Here is a 13753-nt window from a genome sequence, read left to right on the forward strand (position 1 = left end):
TGAACATCTAAATAATGATTAGAAACGATCAGCTGGCCGATGAAGCTTGTACACCAGGAAACTCATATAAGTTAGTATTCCGAACAATATGGCGATATCAAGCATGTGAGCCAGAGCCACGAACATGTACACTTCCGGACGGCTGATGGTAAGCATCATGCCAAAACCGATCAGGACTTGAAGCAGAATGAGCACCACAGATATGACGCCCAACGCCCGAAGTTCCGTGTTATCCGGATGTTTGCGATATGCATAATGCCCCAGGATCGCAATTACAATAACAAGCGAAGCAGCGGCTACACGGTGAGCAAACGCTACGGCCACGCCACCAGACAGTTCAGGTATAATCTGTCCGTTACAGAGCGGGAAGCCCGAGCAGCCCCCAGCTGAGTCGGTATGACTTACAAAGGCCCCTGTGTATACCACAAGATACGTGTAGATGGTTGAGAACCAGACCAGGTTGCGGAAGCTTTTGCTGACCCGCGGGTATTTGTTCAACCTTTCAAGACCACCATGACGAGCCTCCTGCCTAATACCGAGAGCCATCATCAGGGAACTGGCAAAGGCAATCAGGGCAAAACCGAAGTGCAGCGCCATGACCGCCGATGATTGGGAGAAGACGACGGCAAAAGCCCCCATAATCCCCTGGATAATAACAAAGATCAACGTTAAGAATGAAAACAATTGCAGATCACGACGTGATTTTCCATATCGTAGAAATGCAACAAAAGAGGCAATGGAGAGCAATCCAGCCAATGCGCTGACCGCGCGATGCGAATATTCAATCAGTGAGGCTACAGTATGTGCAGGAACGAGTTTACCGTTACATAAAGGCCACTCCGTGCCGCACCCCAGTCCGGATTCCGTCTTGGTAACGACCCCACCGCCGAACGTAGCCAAGAACATAACAAGACAAGTTAATACGGTTAACCATTTAAACAAGGTTAAGTGCTTCAATTTTTTCTCACCCGCTGTTGGTTTAAGATGGCGAAGAACGATCTCTCCGCTTGTTTCGATACTTTGACACTTATTTCACAACTAAATTCATTATACCGGATAAAAGTGTCATTGACGCCTCGCTTTGTGACAAAATGTTAACGTCTGTCGACAAAATGACCAATTAGTCATTCCCTTATATGTACCTTAATATTGTCCCCCGAAATTGCCAAAATAAAAACGCCATTTCCTCTTTTCAAGAGGAACGGCGCCAATTAGAATTCACAGACGAATTCGCCCGTGCTTTCGTTTATTTATGAATCGTATTGTACACTTCAACCGCACGCTGCAAAAATTGTTCAATCTCTTCTCTCGACTTGCGAAGTTTGTTCACGTAGCGAACAAGTTCGCGACCATCGGTGTATGCAACAAAGCTTGGAATACCCAGAATATTTTGTTCCTCACTAACGGTACCCACCTGATCCACATCGACCTCAATCAGTGTCAAATCGCGAGCAAATTTTTCCTCGACCTCAGGCATAAACGGATCAATGTACTTGCAGTCTCCGCACCAATCTGCCTTAAATACCGCTACGGTAAGCCGAGGAGATTGAATGGCCACATCAAACGCTGGCTTGGATGTAATCTGTTCCATGACAACATCTTCCTTTCTGTACCTTGTCTTATCCTTAGTGAAGCAAATTGCCGAGTGGAAGTCAAATATTCAGCACATACTTATTTTAAAACCAACCCTGATGAAAGGATGACAGGCGATGACTTCCACCCGTAACGATGCTGTATCCCCTGATTCGCTCTTTCGTATTGTTCGTTCCATTCCTGGAGCAGCCAGAGAAGTATGGCGTGGTAAACAGGCCGCTTGGAAGGCTTCGGCGCAGCTTCGTCATCCTTCACGAGATTTGGCTTGGGAAGCTGAAATGGCTGAGACGCTAAAGGGAGAAATCGAACGCCTGTTACCCGGTACGGAGACGGCTTCTGCCCGCCATGCCAAAAGCGCCCCATTATGTGAAGAGGATTGCATCATTCTGGAAGAAATTAAAACGCTAACGGTAGAAAATAATCGAAGCAACATCACACGTACAGCAGCCTATTTGGCATGTTATGACCAATATCCCGAACTGCATTGGGCCCTGCTTGCCCATATGGTTTCCCGCAACGGTGGTTATCACATGACCGATCTGCAGAGCAACCTTATGCATAATCTGCAAAACCAGACAGATCGGGAGCATATGTATCGGTTGCTCGAGCGTTGTAATGCACTCATTTTCCAGGACGCCTATCCTCAGCTTCTGCTCTACATGAACAGCAGGCGAATCGGGCGAAGCTGCTTCCACCTGCTATCGCATTTTCACGTATCGGCGTTCATGACCCCCATCTGGGAGCGGTTCTGGTTGGAACGATGCAGCTCCCTGCTTAGTGTGGCATTAATTATTAATGAGCAGAACTATATTGAGAGCCGGGTCGTACAGCATCCTTATTTTCAAAAAGAAGTACTCTCCAAGCCTGCATTTCACCTTCACAACCTCGCGGGGCTTAATCATATTGTGTTTCCACTTGGACGCGGAAAAGGACTCGCCGGGAGGGTAATCGAACATTTTGGCAAGCTGGATGAACGAATCATGTTTGGCAAAGGCCTCTACGCCATGCTGTTTGGCATCGAGCAGGTGTATACACAAGTGCTCGAGTTTGCCCGTTCGGTTCCCCACAGGGGCTCACGTGCCGAGTATTGGCCGGGTCTATTCACAACGAGCTTGGAAGGCTCGGCAGATTCGAAATTCTATACTCAGGAACTGCTGGAACACGAATGGATGCCAGAAGGTAGGCGATTATACAGCCCAGAGCTGCTCGCCGTATGGAAAGACACACCGTATGAACCGATCACCAGACAGGACTGGCTGCAAAATCGGGATAGTCTTGGCCACCTCAGTGCACCGCGTCGTCCTTGGTTGTTTGAAATGAGCCATGAACACCGATATGGAATGCTCAAAACGGCCGTTGCCCATGATGCCAAGACATTGCTGCATTAAGCGACCTAGAGTACGGTTTTCTCGAATCGGCTGTCTGCTGTTCATCTTATACGATTTCAGAATAAAAAAGCCCTGCCCGCTTAAGCAGCAGACAGAGCTTGTACTTATTTTAAGAATGTTTGGCATCAACCTATGCCCGCTGACCCGTACCACGCTGAAGACGCATGAGCGGCCGCAGTACCTTTTGCAAAATACGCGGGTAGCTGCCAAGTTCATCTCTGCGCAATACGCGAAGAATGACCAGCATGACCAGGTATACGACCACAACGAGAGCACCGACAACCAGGCAGGTCATGAGGAAGGATACACGTGCTGGCAGGAATAAACCAAAGATCCAATTGCCAGCCCAGTTTGCTCCGAAACCAATACCTGCAGCAAGTAGAACAGTTACCCCGAAACCAACCCAGCGATCACCCATGATCGAGAAGGTTACGATTTTTCTCAGTACGCGCAGGTTCAGATACGTAATCACCAGGAAACATAATGCTGTTGCAATAATGATCCCATAGATGCCGAAGATCGGAGCCAGGATCAAACTTGCTACCAATTTAACGATAATCCCTGCAGCTACACTGATCATTGTAATCCGCGGTTTACCTACTCCAAGCAGAATGGAGTTTGTCGTCATCATCGTAATTTGGAAAATGGTACCGAAGGTCAGCAGGGTAATGATCGGAGTCCCATCTGGCGTACTGAACAGTAATCCATTCACCGAATAGGCTGCCGCACATAGGGCAATGACGATTGGCATGCCTGTCAAAATCGAAATGCGCATGGCCAGCGTAATTTGATTCTGGAGATGGGCTTCATCTTTGCGTGCAAAGGCTGCCGAAATGACAGGTACAAGCGATTGGCTAAGCGCAATGGCCAGAATTGGCGGGATTCCCGCAATACTTTGCGCCTTCGCACCGAGGATCGCCAGCACCCCTGTTGCCTCTTCCAGCCCAATACGGCCGCTGAGCAGCGGAACCACAAGTGATGAATCGATAAAGTTAATCGCCGGAACCGCAAGGGACGATAACACTATGGGAATCGACAGTTTGAAGATATCACTGTATATCCCTCGCATTGGCAGCTGCTCTGCACGAACAACCTCCAGCCCGGCTGCACGATCACTACGGCGCAGCTTCAAGGTGAAGTAGAGCATGACGGCAAAGGCACCGATACTGCCGAGCACCCCACCGAATGAAGCTCCTGCAGCAATCGTTCTGTCATCATAATTCCATTGCAGCATGACATATGCCACGATAATGGCTGTACCTACCCGGGCGAACTGCTCTACGATCTGAGATATACCGCCTGCCGTCATATTGCCGCGTCCCTGGAAGTAACCACGCATCATGGCAATGGCCGGGAAGAGCAGCAGCGCCGGAGCAAGGGCCCGAATTGCACTAACCGCTTCCGGTACCTTGGATACATACGTTGCATAATAAGGCGCTGCAAACCACAGTAAGGCTGACATGACAACCCCGGCTACCGCAGCAAAGATCAAGGCCGCCTTATAAATTTGCTGTGCTTCTCCCGCGCGTCCCAGCGCGTAGCGTTCAGACACCATCTTGCTGAGCGTGCTGGGAATTCCTGCTGTTGCGACGGTTAACAGCATTAAGTATACCGTATTGGAGATGGTAAACGATGCGTTACCGATATCGCCAAGGATATGCTCCAGCGGTACCCGCTGCACAAGACCAAGTACTCTGGCAATGAGTGCTGCGGCCGCCAGGATGAGCGTACCCTTAATGAATGTTTCCTTCTTAGACAAACTAATTCCCCTTCTTTCCCCCACACGGACGTGCATCTGGTTGAAGCCCATCCCGAACGTCTATGCGAATCTTGCTACCCAGATAATAAACAGAACAATCATGACGATTTGCAAAATAATTTTCATTACCGTACTGGTAAACAGACCAACGACGGAACCGAACCCGACCTTTGTAGCCTTGGAAGGTGATGATCCGCCAATTAATTCCCCGATAAATGCACCGATAAACGGTCCCAGTACCAACCCGAATGCCGGGATAACAAATGGACCAATAATGACACCAATCGTACTCAGGGTTGTGGATAGCTTGGAGCCTCCGAACTTCTTGACCCCCCATGCACTAACCACATAATCCGCTACGAACAGGACCACCACGATTAGAATCTGGAAAATCCAGAACCATACGCCGAACGGGTCGAAACTGAAGAACCAGCCATAGACCAGAAACGCGAAAAAGATCGCTATAGCTCCAGGCAGTATCGGGTATACCGTTCCGGCCATTCCCACTGCAAACAAAAGCACAATTAAAATCCAGCCAACGGTTGCAAGCAAAGGTTATTCCCCCTTCAAAATGTGTTCACGAATAACTTCCACAATTCCATCTTCATTGTTGCTCGCCACAATCAGATCAGCGGCTTCCTTCACTTGGTCCTGTGCGTTCCCCATGGCAACACCCAGACCTGCCGCCTCGATCACGGCTAGATCGTTCAGGCTGTCTCCCACTGCGACGACTTCGGACATTTCTATGCCTAGCAGTTTGCAGACTTCAGCCACGCCACTCGCTTTTGAAATGCCAGCCGGGTTAATCTCGATATTAACAGGTGAGGAATTCGTCATTTGAAGGCCTCCCAGCTGCTGCAGTTCCATCATGATCTGATGACGAACTTCATCATCTTCCGTATTGAAACCAAACTTCAGCCATTCCAGATCTTCAATATTTTCTGTCCAACGCTCACGGTTGAACAGCTCCTCAACGGAATATGCCCAGTACCAGCTGTTGTATTTCTCACCAATCTCCTGCATGGTACGGATTAAAGCCGGGTCCATCAGGTGACGAATGTGCAGGTCATGTGGAGCTTTCCAGACTTCACTGCCATTCACCGTGACCATCGGCGTTTCCAGACCAAGCTGTACCGCATACGGCATTGCATGGAATACGGCTCTTCCTGTGGATAGGCACACATGCACCCCGCGCCGGATGGCGATCTGTATCCACTTGGCGGTTTCCTGGGTAATTTCATGATTATCGTTGAGCAATGTCCCGTCCATATCCAGCGCCAGCAGTTTGTATTTAAGTTCACTCATGCAGTATTCCTCCTCGGTTGTCTCTCTACTTCTCTCTATCCAACTATTCTCTCACAAAAAGACCGCCCGGTATCCGCAGGAGGCGGACGCTCCGGACGTCACAGCTAACGACATTTTACCACAGATCATCCAGATGCAACAAAATAACGGTCAATCCAAATAACGATATGAAGGCAGACAAGATCATATGCGCTTAACTGCTGGAGCAGATCGAGAGAAATCCTCATCTATATGGATGTCATACCCGATATCACACATCCCAAACATCAAAAACCGCCTGCGTATGCAGACGGTTGTTATCTAGTTCTTATCTTGTCGCGAATTTACGACGAGCGTAGCGGAGGATAATGCCATGTTTCGGAGACAGCAAGAGTGCCAAAACAAACAGAATTCCAGCTACCGCCACCATGCAGCCTGCAATAGAAGCATCCAATGCATAAGCCATTATATAGCCCCCGACAGAGGAAGCGGCCCCCACCAGTACGCTGTACAAAATCATTTTACCCAATCGATCCGTGAGCAGATAAGCTGTCGCCGCGGGAACAATCAACATGCCTACCACGAGGATGGACCCCACACTTTCAAAGGAAGCCACGGATGTCATGGACACAAGCCCCATGAGCAGGTAATGGAACAATACGACCGGAATACCGCAGGCAGCTGCCAGCGCCGGATCGAAGGCGCACAGTTTGAACTGTTTATAGAACAGTCCGATAACAATCAAGATGACCAGGAGCGTAATACCCAGCATCCAGACGGCCCTTGGCCCGACATCCGTACCCCCAAGTGTTAACGTATCCCACTGTACATAGGCAATCTCACCAAAGAGCACACAGTCCAGATCCAGATCGATATGCTGGGCGTTCAGACTGATCAGAATAACACCGACGGCAAACAGTGCCGTAAATACAATGCCAATGGACGCATCGGAAGACAGTCCTCCGGCCTGCAGGCTTTGAATGAAGAATACCGTTAACAGACCGAAAATAGTGGCTCCAAGCAGCATCCATAAGGAGTCCCTGGAACCGCTCCATAGAAAAGCAATGGCAATCCCGGGAAGCACGGCATGGCTGATAGCATCGCCAACCAGTGCCATTCGCCGCAAGATAAGGAAACATCCAAGAATGGCACATGCGGACGAAACCAATACAGCTGTTAATATGATCCAAAATGTAGCCATTACAGCTCCCCCCGTTCCTGCTGTGTTCCTTGGGCGGAAAGTGTCTGAAGCGTAGCACGCTCTTCTCGAAGATAAGCCGATTTGGCCTGCATGCTTCGCAAACGTCGAGCCAGTAACCCCCGACGCGGAGCAAGCAGCGCCGAGCCGGCAAACAGTACCGTAGCTGTAAGGACGGTCACGGGTCCTGTCGGCAGATTAGGAACAAGCGTACTGAAGATGGTGCCCGTGGCACCACTCAGAGCACCAAATATGCCTGCGAGCAGCACCATAAGTGCAAGTGAATCGGTCCAGCAGCGCGCTGCCGCCGCAGGAGTCACAAGCAAGGCAGCGACAAGAACGACTCCGACTGCCTGAATTCCCGCTACAACCGCGATGACTGTGAGCAGCAAGATCAGCTGTTCCAGCATCGCTACAGGCAGCCCCATGCCCCGGGCGAATCCCGGATCAAAGCTCACAAGCTTGAATTCCTTGAACCAGACCAGACAGGCAATGAGTAAAACGAGACAGACACCGCCCATGACGTATACATCGGTCATCACCATGGAGGCCGCCTGACCAAACAAATATTTATCGAGCCCACTTTGGCTTCCGCTGGCCCCATGCTGGATGCGGGTCAGCATGACTACACCAATGCCGAAAAATACCGTCAGCACAATCCCCATCGCTGCATCCTGCTTAATCCGTGAATACCGGGTGATCCATGATATCCCGAAGGTAGCAATGATTCCTGCAACGAGTGCACCAAACAGAAAGAGACCTACGGACTTGGTTTCCGTCAACATAAAAGCAATACAGATCCCTGGCAATGCCGCATGTGCCAGTGTATCGCCCATCAAACTTTGGCGGCGCAAAAAAGTAAATGAGCCAATAATGCCACTACTGAACCCGAGCAACAAACAGCCAAGCAAAATCCAGCGTGTGTTGGGGTCCGACAGAATGGAAAGGATCCAGTTCCCCATTACTACACCTGGCCCTTCTCCGTCCGGCTTCCGATCATCGCAATCCGGCCTCCGTAAGTTTCCTGCAGCGTATCCGGTACAAACACTTCGCTTGTCGGCCCGCCGGCAACCAGTCGCCCATTGAGCAGCAGTACATGGTCAAAATATTCCTCCACCGTCGCAAGGTCGTGATGAACCACGAGTACCGTCTTTCCTTGCTTTTTCAACTGTTCCAGAAGGGAAATGATGGCCTTTTCCGTTGTGGCATCCACGCCTGCAAACGGTTCATCCATGAAATACAGGTCCGCATCCTGAACCAGTGCACGAGCCAAAAAGACTCGCTGCTGCTGTCCGCCGGACAGCTGGCTAATCTGGCGATGCATATAGTCTCCCATACCCACTTGCTCAAGGCAGTGTGCAGCCAGATCACGCTCCTTCTTGCCTGGACGACGGAACCAGCCCAGGTGACCGTACCTACCCATCATCACCACATCCAGCGCATGGGTTGGGAAATCCCAATCAACCGATTCCCGCTGGGGAACGTAGCCGATCCGGCGCCGCTGCTCACGGTAGGACTGACCAAATATCCGCACCTCACCGTGCATTTTAGGTACCAGTCCGAGTACAGCCTTGATCAGGGTAGACTTCCCGGCCCCATTAGGACCGAGAATGCCAATCAGCTGTCCTTCCGGTATATCAAAGGAAACCCCGCTGAGGACTGGCTTTTTATGATAGGCTACTGCCAGATCCCTTACACTAAGAGGGACCAATGTAGGCTGCGTTCCCTGCAATTCATTCGGAATCCTGGATGTAATCATGTTCTCAGATAACGTTGTCTTGCTCATGCTGTTTCCACTCCTCTCTGGATAAAATCATTATTTCAACGCCTCTACAATTGTCTCGGTATTGTGGCGAATCATGCCAATGTAAGTACCTTCTTCTGTTCCTTCAGCACCCATGGCATCCGAGAATAGTTCCCCGCCAATGCTGACCGTATGTCCTTTTTCGGCGGCTCCGGCAATAATGGCTTCCATCGCTTTTGCCGGTACACTCGATTCCACAAATACCGCCTTAATATTGTTATCCACGAGGTAATCCCGCAGTTCACTGACATCCTTCGCACCATATTCGGCTGCTGTACTGATTCCCTGAAGTCCCATCACTTTCATGCCGTAGGCCTCACCAAAATATCCAAAAGCGTCGTGTGCGGTAACGAGTACTCGGCTCGCTTCAGGGATCTCCTGAATTTTTGTGCGCACTTCGTTATCCAGTTCTTCGAGCTTTGCCAAATACGCTTCGGCTTGAGCCTGATACGCCTCAGCATGATCCGGATCTGCCTCCACAAGTGTATCGCGCACGGCTTCTGCCGCATGCATCCAGTGGCTCACATCAAACCAGACATGTGGATCATATTCCGTACCTCCGGTTTCCTTACCCGAATGCAATTCATCTACCGGGATGCCGTCTGTTACGGCAGTTACTGTTTTGCTCTTGGACATCTTCTCCAAAATATCAGTCATTTTACCTTCCAGGTGCAGCCCGTTATAAAAAATGACCTCAGCTTGCTCCAGCTTGCGGATATCCCCTTGCGAAGCCTTGTACAGATGGGGGTCAACGCCTGGACCCATTAGCCCGGTAACGTCAACATATGCCCCTCCGATCTCACGTGCTACATCTGCAATCATGCCTGTGGTTGCTGTAACCTGCATCTTCCCTTCCGTGCTTCCCGATTCGGCTGAGCTGGAACAAGCTGTCAAAACCACAATCAACACGAGGGCTGACAGTGTCATGAACCCTCTTTGAATACTCCTCATTTTCACCATTAACAACTCCAACCTCTCCTTTCCCTCTCCTAACATAATTGTCCACATCTAATTTTGTTGTACAAGGTATTAAAATTTATACTAAGCTAATAATGTTTCCCTTGTGCAAATTTTAGCCGATGCAAAATAAAAAGGCAAGGGATAATTTCCCTTGCCTGTCCGGTTCCGCATTTTCGCCGTTTCACTGGCTGTTTTTACAGAATAATGATATCGAGTCACCAACGGCACATGTGTTAATCTCCGTACTTTGGTACCTCTCCCCAAAAATCTTGCTTTACTCTTTGTCCTTCTCCTCACCCTTTTTCCCTTTTGGCGTCCCATCCAGACCGTACACTTCATCGTAAGCATCGAAGATTTTACGTGCAATTGGCGACGCACTGACAGACCCGAATCCGCCTTCGGGTACAACAACCGCGATGGCCAGTTTTGGATTCTCACGCGGTGCAAATGCGATAAACACACCGTTCTCCTTTTTATTCGGACCTGTCCCTTGCTCCGATGTACCCGTTTTACGGGCATAGTCATAAGGGAATCCGTCAAAAGAGCTTACTTTGGTGACCATGCCGCGGTGTACTTCATTCCAGTATGCATCCGCAAAATCCACTTCGTTTAAAACTTTAGGTTTAATTTTTGTAACGACATTGCCTTCTGCGTCACGAATTTCTTTCACCAAATGAGGCTCCATCCGTTTACCCTTATTGGCAAGCATCGTAGTATATTGTGCGAGCTGGAGTGTCGTGTACTTCGCTTGTTGACCAAACGAGGCAAACGCCAGACGTGTCAAGGCGGATTCATGATCCTCGTTGTATTCGAGTGTACCTAAGTACTCGCCTGGAAGATCCACACCTGTAGAAACACCCAAGCCGAAATCTTTCATGTATTCGTCCCAAACTTTAATTCCTTTCTGTGAGCCATATTTATTCAGCAATCGTTTGCCTACCATATCAATCATAAACGCATTGGAAGATTTCTCTATGGCGCGTCTTGCCGTGATATGACCATTATAAGCAGAGTGGGAGTTTCTCACCTGCCGCCCGTCTTTCCCCAAAATGGCGTATCCCTGATCGTGATAGGTCTGTCCTGCAGTGAATAAGCCTTCTTTCAGGCCGATAAGTACACTAAGAGGTTTGATGACGGAACCTAGCAAGACCACAGATTCGGCATGCCTAGGCTTGGAATCATTCGGTGGGAAGGAGGCAATTGTCCCATTCCGGTAGACGTATTTGATCTTCTCATAATCCCAATCATTCGGATCATAGTCCGGCATGCTCGCCATGGCCACAACATTTCCGGTATCTACCTCCATCGCCACTGCATACCCCGTAATGGCTTTGGGCAGCTTGCGCAGTTCATCTGTAATCGCTTCCTGAGCTGCCAGCTGAATTTCCTTGTTGATTGTGGAGACTAGGCTGTAGCCTTTCTCAGGCGGAGTCTGCATAATTGTTCCTTCAGGAAGATTACGTGCATTAATATCGATGGATTGATAGCCGCTTCTTCCACGAAGTTCCTCCTGATATTGAAACTCCAGTCCACCTACTCCAACCATTTCTTGCTGAGTATAGCGAAGGCCCGGGTCTCTTTCCGTTGCCAGCGACTTACTAATTTCTTTATACTTATCCAAGTTATTTTGTTGCCCCTTGAACTCTCTAGTGTAGCCAATGACTTGGACAGCAACCCGATCAGGGTCATACTTTCTCACATTTTCCTCCAGCACCATAGTCCCTGGATATTCAGCCTTTTTTTCCATGAAATAAGCGATTTCTTTCGTATTCAGGTCGGATTTTACCAGTCTTGGTGTGTACCCGTGTGTCTTTTGGTAATCCAGATCGAGGCGTTTCATAATCTCTGCTGCATCCGGCTGTTCCTTGTCTCCAGGGTTAAACTCCTTGAACACTGCAGCAAGATCATCTGCGAGTTTTTGAGCTTCTTCCTGCCGGGAACCGTTACTATAATCCTCATACAACAATACATACAGAGACTGTACAGGCTCGGAGTATGCTAACGCCACTTTTCCCGTGGCATCATAGATCGGTCCACGCACAGGAGCAAGCGGAATGTCTTTTGTATTACGTGTCGTTTCCATATACGTCAATTCAGGTCCCTCGACAAACTGCACAAAGGCTAATCGAAAAATAAGAATACTAAAGATGACAAATGCAGCGAAAAAGAACAGGTTTATTCTTGCTGCAGACGGCTTGTTGACAGCTGTGTCTTCATCGGATGCTTTCTTGCTCCTCCATCGTTTAAACATGTATAAGCCTCTCCGTTCTATATCAATAATGGTTAACAGTCTAAATGATTAATGTAAAGCTCAGATATTTCCCCTACATTAGTCTATCAAAGGTTAACTTCCATGTCCCCCAAAATTTGGTTACATTTTCGTAAACATGAGTCATCTTGAACATATGCAAGTGACAATTTAGCAAATTGGTTTTGGGAACAGACTGCATTTATCAACAAAATCACAAAAAAAATATCGGCAACCCTTCCCAAATGAATTCAAGGGAGAAATTGCCGATTACAAATTCTATTGTTGTCTGCTTTGTTCCTTGCCCCAATTAAGCATGTACCATAGTTCCACAATATTCACATGGAGATGTGGAATGAATGAAAACGTGTAGCTTTGCACCACAACCAGAACAAGAAACCTGTAGCTTCTCCTTTTCCTTTTCCTCAGGTTCTCCTTGTTCTTTTTCCTGATGCCACTCTCTCTCGTCTACACTTGAGTCATGCTCTTCACTAGACTTGTGGTTTGTAGAACCAGAACGGTGTCCTCGATCAAATAACGGGTAGCCATTGAACAATCGAAATACAACATACAACAGAGAAGTTGCTGGAATGAAGTGATAGAAAATAGCAACAGGTATTTCGAAGCCTCCCTTTAGGGCTGTATGAACAGAGAGAGAATAAACGGGCAGACATGATAATAGAAACAGGATGATAGCTAACATTTTTTTCATTAAAATTCCCCTTCTGATTACGAAACTTGAACAGTCGTGCCACAATATTCGCACTCTGCAGACATCGTGCCTTGAACTTTGACCTTTGCTCCGCACCCGGAACACTCCGCTGAAACGACGACCTTGGGCCGTTGCGCTTCCTGCCTGTGTTCATTCGGAGATGAACTGTTATTGTATGTATTAAAGAGTGAGGAGTCATGGTTTAGATCCATTCCAACCTGCTGATCTCTATGACCGTTAAAAACGTTGATGTTCTGTTGAAAAACGTTAGGTTTGATATCTGAATCCAGCCGGTGCAGATGGTCGCTACCGCCATCATTCCCTACGTAATTGTTTCGAGGATAGGGAGAAACGGAATACGATATCTGGGGTCTGCTATTGAGGTTTTTAATGCCAGCCCACATCAATATAATCCCCGGTAAAAGGAAGACTGTTACAACGATAAAAAGATCATATCCTTTCTGTACTCGGGTCAACAAAGCTAAAAATAGAAGTAATATAGGTAACGCAATAATTATAAAAAGCACTCCAAAAAACGTTCTCATTTATTTTCCTCCGGAACTAAGTATGTATAAAAATCCTAATTAGACTTCTGAAGCTAGATTTTATCAGGCAAGACTAAGCTGTATTATATCAAACACTGTATCAGCATCTCAGCCGTTTTTAGCCGACTTTTCCTAAAAAAATTAATCAAGGGCCATTCTACCATTTTAGTCTCTTGTCGCATATTTTTATTTTATATCGTAAATCTTTTCAAAAAAATCGACGCCATCTCCTGGATGGACGCCGATTATATCTACTTTCAAT

General features: G+C 48.2%; 13 protein-coding genes. 1 reads left to right on the forward strand and 12 read right to left on the reverse strand.

The window, feature by feature from the left end:
• Positions 1-18 precede the first annotated feature (18 nt).
• Positions 19-942: a COX15/CtaA family protein gene (locus CHI14_RS24550; RefSeq protein WP_283164013.1), complete on the reverse strand. Its 924-nt coding sequence runs from the start codon at positions 940-942 to the stop codon at positions 19-21.
• 304 nt (positions 943-1246) lie between these two features.
• Positions 1247-1591, reverse strand: a complete 345-nt coding sequence (locus CHI14_RS24555; protein WP_095292122.1) for a thioredoxin family protein — start codon at positions 1589-1591, stop codon at positions 1247-1249.
• A gap of 118 nt (positions 1592-1709) precedes the next feature.
• On the opposite strand from CHI14_RS24555, the gene CHI14_RS24560 reads away from it, so the two are divergent.
• Positions 1710-2981: a DUF2515 family protein gene (locus CHI14_RS24560; RefSeq protein WP_095292123.1), complete on the forward strand. Its 1272-nt coding sequence runs from the start codon at positions 1710-1712 to the stop codon at positions 2979-2981.
• Between the two features lie 130 nt (positions 2982-3111).
• Here CHI14_RS24560 and CHI14_RS24565 read toward each other — a convergent pair whose 3' ends face one another.
• From CHI14_RS24565 to CHI14_RS24610, 10 genes are all read right to left on the reverse strand, one after another.
• Positions 3112-4740, reverse strand: coding sequence for a putative polysaccharide biosynthesis protein (locus CHI14_RS24565; RefSeq protein WP_095292125.1), 1629 nt, complete (start codon positions 4738-4740; stop codon positions 3112-3114).
• 60 nt (positions 4741-4800) lie between these two features.
• Entirely contained in the window at positions 4801-5241 is a 441-nt protein-coding gene (locus CHI14_RS24570; RefSeq protein ID WP_095292156.1) for a DUF456 domain-containing protein, read from the reverse strand.
• A gap of 54 nt (positions 5242-5295) precedes the next feature.
• Positions 5296-6045 carry a Cof-type HAD-IIB family hydrolase gene (locus CHI14_RS24575; RefSeq protein WP_095292127.1) on the reverse strand — a complete coding sequence of 250 codons (750 nt, stop codon included), beginning with the start codon at positions 6043-6045 and terminating at the stop codon, positions 5296-5298.
• A gap of 307 nt (positions 6046-6352) precedes the next feature.
• A complete protein-coding gene (locus tag CHI14_RS24580; protein WP_095292128.1) occupies positions 6353-7225 on the reverse strand; it encodes a metal ABC transporter permease in 873 nt (290 codons plus the stop codon).
• Positions 7225-8184 (reverse strand): metal ABC transporter permease, encoded by a 960-nt coding sequence (locus CHI14_RS24585; protein ID WP_095292129.1) that lies wholly within the window; start codon positions 8182-8184, stop codon positions 7225-7227. The genes CHI14_RS24580 and CHI14_RS24585 overlap by 1 nt, the downstream gene beginning before the upstream one ends.
• A 2-nt stretch (positions 8185-8186) precedes the next feature.
• Positions 8187-8981, reverse strand: a complete 795-nt coding sequence (locus CHI14_RS24590; RefSeq protein ID WP_095292158.1) for a metal ABC transporter ATP-binding protein — start codon at positions 8979-8981, stop codon at positions 8187-8189.
• 57 nt (positions 8982-9038) lie between these two features.
• A complete protein-coding gene (locus tag CHI14_RS24595; protein ID WP_249281228.1) occupies positions 9039-9953 on the reverse strand; it encodes a metal ABC transporter solute-binding protein, Zn/Mn family in 915 nt (304 codons plus the stop codon).
• A gap of 307 nt (positions 9954-10260) precedes the next feature.
• Positions 10261-12237 (reverse strand): peptidoglycan D,D-transpeptidase FtsI family protein, encoded by a 1977-nt coding sequence (locus tag CHI14_RS24600; protein WP_095292134.1) that lies wholly within the window; start codon positions 12235-12237, stop codon positions 10261-10263.
• Positions 12238-12544: 307 nt separating this feature from the next.
• On the reverse strand, positions 12545-12946 hold the full coding sequence (locus CHI14_RS24605; RefSeq protein ID WP_095292136.1) for a hypothetical protein: 402 nt from the start codon (positions 12944-12946) through the stop codon (positions 12545-12547).
• Between the two features lie 17 nt (positions 12947-12963).
• On the reverse strand, positions 12964-13491 hold the full coding sequence (locus CHI14_RS24610; protein WP_095292138.1) for a TFIIB-type zinc ribbon-containing protein: 528 nt from the start codon (positions 13489-13491) through the stop codon (positions 12964-12966).
• Positions 13492-13753: the final 262 nt, after the last annotated feature.

It is taken from the genome of Paenibacillus sp. 7516 (assembly GCF_002272715.1).
GTDB classification, from domain to species: Bacteria; Bacillota; Bacilli; order Paenibacillales; family Paenibacillaceae; genus Paenibacillus; species Paenibacillus illinoisensis_A.